The sequence below is a fragment of the Veillonella sp. genome (genome assembly GCF_019414865.1).
In the GTDB taxonomy this organism is placed as follows: Bacteria; Bacillota; Negativicutes; order Veillonellales; family Veillonellaceae; genus Veillonella.
Window position 1 is genome coordinate 1 of sequence record NZ_DXLG01000165.1, and the last position, 2,756, is coordinate 2,756.

Consider the following 2,756-nt stretch of genomic DNA (forward strand, 5'->3'; position numbering starts at 1 on the left):
CTCGGAGATGTGTATAAGAGACAGCCTATCATGTAAATGGGGTTTTGTATATAGATAAAAATATAGGGGTTGGCTATAGATTAAAACTATGGCTTTCAGGATGATTGTAAAGTAGAGTTATTAAGTAATTGAAAGTAGCGTCATCTAGATATATCTAAAAAAATCGAAATATGGTATAATAAAGAAAAGTTTTATACAATTAAAATGGTGGAATACAAATATAATACTTAGGAGGTCCCCATGTTTAACTTTGATTTTTATAACCCTACACATATCGTATTTGGTAAAGATCGTTTAGGTGAATTAGATACATTGGTTCCAAAGGATGCAAAGGTGCTTATTACTTACGGCGGTGGATCTGCTGTGCGCAGTGGTCTTATTGACCGCATTATAAAGGCACTTGGTAACCGTAAGGTAGAGCAATTCGGCGGTATTGAGCCAAACCCATCTCTTGAAACGTGTGAACGTGTGGTAGCTTTCATTAAAGCACATGGAGTAGATTTCGTTCTCGCTGTAGGCGGCGGTTCTGTAGTAGACGCTACAAAACTTATTGTTATGGGCGCTACTTATGATGGTCCTGTCATTGAAGTTATGAAAGCTGGTGTACCAGAGGTTCCAGTGGAAATGGTGCCAAATCCATTACCATTTGGTACAGTTATGACACTTCCTGCTACGGGTTCCGAAATGAACAATGGTGCCGTTATTACTTATGGTGATGGTAAATATCCTGTGTTCAGTAGCTTAGTATTCCCTAAGTTCTCCATGCTCGATCCAACATTGACTTTCACACTGCCTGAAAAACAAGTTAAGAATGGCGTTATTGATACCTTTGTACATACTACAGAACAATATTTAACATATCCTGTTGAAGGCCGTATTCAAGACCGTTTTAGTGAAGGTATTTTAAAAACTATGATTGAAATCGGCAAAGAAACAGTAGAAAATCCAGAAAACTACGACATTCGTGCTAACCACGTGTGGGCTTCTACCTTGGCATTAAATGGTTTGATTGGTGCAGGCGTACCACAAGACTGGGCAACACATCTTATCGGTCATGAGTTAACTGCGGTGTACCATCTTGACCATGGGATTACATTAGCTATCGTATTGCCTGCATTGTTAGAAGTGAAAAAAGCAGATAAGCTTGAAAAATTGGCGCAATATGCTACGCGCGTATGGCATATTACAGAAGGTACAATAGAAGAAAAAGCAGATAAAGCCATTGCTAAAACGCGTGAATTTTTCGAGTCCCTTGGCGTATCAACGCATTTGAAAGACTATGGTCTAGGCGAAGAAGCAGTTGATAAAGTTGTGAAACAATTAGAAGACCATGGTATGACACAACTTGGTGAAAAAGGCGATGTAACACCAGAAGTAGCTCGTGAAATTTTAACGCGCGCTTTATAATACATTTGGTTAAAGCCATCAAAATTTGACACTAATTATATACAATGTATAATATAATAGCTTATATAAAAGACACCATATGGTGTCTTTTATTATTATTCAAATTAGTTTTAGCGTCTAGAAGAGGACTAAGATTAGTTTTGACTATCGTTTAGACTATCGTTTACATAATATATAATGTATGATTTCGAAAGGAGAAAATCCTTTGAGTGACATAAAGCATCGAAGTGCCTTTTCTTTTGCGCTTCCTATTATGATTCCTATGGGGCTCAGCTTCTTCTTCCTTGGATTAGGGTTTGGCTTGTATGCTACCAGTCAGGGATTACCTTGGTGGACCGCCCCTGTTTTGGCTAGTACAATTTTTGCAGGCTCTATGGAGTTCGTAACTATTGGGCTGCTGATGGCAGGCTTTGATCCTGTAAATGCTTTTATGCTGACCTTGTTTGTTAATGGGCGCCATTTTTTCTATGGTTTATCTGCATTACAGAGATATGTGAATATGGGGTGGAAATGGTTTCCTACCGTTGCCTGGATGTGTGACGAAAGCTTTGCAATTAATGTATCTACGAAGTTGCCCGATGATGTAGACGAAAAATGGTTCTACTTCCATGTATCGTGGCTTAATTATACCTTTTGGGTGGTGAGCACTTTTATAGGGGGCTTGTTCGGCGATTTATTAGCATCTGTAGATTTGCGTGGTATTGGTTTTGTATTACCTGGCTTATTTATTGTTATATTCCTTGAAATGTTATTTAATGCTAAAAGTAATAATATTCGAGGCTTTGGTGCTGTTGGAGCCGTTGTAGCCCTAGCCATGCTTCTGTTGACGGGAAAATCCTTGTTTATGCTTGCCTCTATGGTGTGTATGCTTATAGTATGTTATATAGCGTATAAATGGGGAGGTGTACATCTTGACTAGTTTTGAAATGGTTATGACTGTTGCTATTGTCGTAGCAGCTACATTACTTACACGTTTCTCCGCTTTTCTTATTTTTCCACCTGGTAAAAAGGCACCAGATTTTGTACAGTATTTAGGTAAGGTATTGCCTGCAGCTGTTATGGGTATGCTTGTGGTATATACCTTTAAGGAGACCGTTGTTTTATCGTATCCATATGGTATTCCTGAGCTTATTGCCTTACTAGTTACGGTAGGATTACATTTATGGAAACGTAATATGCTCGTATCGATTGCGGCAGGAACAGTTATCTATATGATACTTATACAAGCCGTCTTTAATGTGCCTAAATAGAATAAAGTACAATAAAATAAATAAACCACTTATATCTATTCCTAAAGGAAGATGATATAAGTGGTTTTATTTTTATATTCTATTTTAATTGTAATAATC

3 protein-coding genes are annotated in these 2,756 nt (G+C 37.7%); all 3 read left to right on the top strand.

Going from position 1 to position 2,756, the window contains the following annotated elements; translation table 11 throughout:
- The first annotated feature begins 240 nt into the window (after window positions 1–240).
- Complete coding sequence (locus tag QZ334_RS07805; RefSeq protein ID WP_295233406.1) at window positions 241–1,407, top strand: iron-containing alcohol dehydrogenase; 1,167 nt, start codon at window positions 241–243, stop codon at window positions 1,405–1,407.
- Between the two features lie 253 nt (window positions 1,408–1,660).
- Window positions 1,661–2,326 (top strand): AzlC family ABC transporter permease, encoded by a 666-nt coding sequence (locus QZ334_RS07810; protein WP_295233411.1) that lies wholly within the window; start codon window positions 1,661–1,663, stop codon window positions 2,324–2,326.
- The gene (locus tag QZ334_RS07815; RefSeq protein WP_295233408.1) at window positions 2,319–2,657 is read left to right on the top strand and encodes a branched-chain amino acid transporter permease; all 339 of its coding nucleotides are present in this window, start codon (window positions 2,319–2,321) and stop codon (window positions 2,655–2,657) included. Before QZ334_RS07810 ends, QZ334_RS07815 begins: the two co-directional genes overlap by 8 nt.
- Window positions 2,658–2,756 lie beyond the last annotated feature (99 nt).

What these genes read in the sequence shown, in the direction of transcription:
- QZ334_RS07810 (WP_295233411.1), top strand. Translation starts at nt 1,661, where the DNA reads ATGATTCCTATGGGGCTCAGCTTCTTCTTCCTTGGATTAGGGTTTGGC.
- QZ334_RS07805 (WP_295233406.1), top strand. Translation starts at nt 241, where the DNA reads ATGTTTAACTTTGATTTTTATAACCCTACACATATCGTATTTGGTAAA.